This is a genomic window from Agreia sp. PsM10, from assembly GCF_030433855.1.
Lineage (GTDB): Bacteria > Actinomycetota > Actinomycetes > Actinomycetales > Microbacteriaceae > Agreia.
This window is the reverse complement of record NZ_JARUXC010000062.1, coordinates 1-255: the sequence shown is the minus strand read 5'-3', so window position 1 is coordinate 255 and position 255 is coordinate 1. Positions and strand designations below refer to the sequence as shown.

The 255-nt window shown below is 35.3% G+C and carries 1 protein-coding gene; it reads left to right on the top strand.

The window, feature by feature from the left end:
• A partial coding sequence (locus QCD70_RS19045) for a hypothetical protein (RefSeq protein WP_301219204.1) occupies positions 1–255 on the top strand: 255 nt, incomplete at both ends.

Sequence of the window (255 nt, the reverse complement as noted above, 5' to 3'; positions counted from 1 at the left end):
ATTTTGATCATTATTTTTCAGATGTTAAAAAATCTGGACCAAAGCCGGGGCAGATTTTGGCAAGATATTTAGCGCGTGCAGATTTAATAGCTGGAGAAGAAAAAGGATATTTAATCGATATCTTGAATTCTAATCCAATGGGTGCTGAAATGGGTGTTCAAATTGCTCGTAATGCATTTGCGGCACAAGAAGTTGAGGCTATTAAATTGTGTAAACAAATAGCTAAAGATTTGTTAAGTGGCATGACTAAAGAAC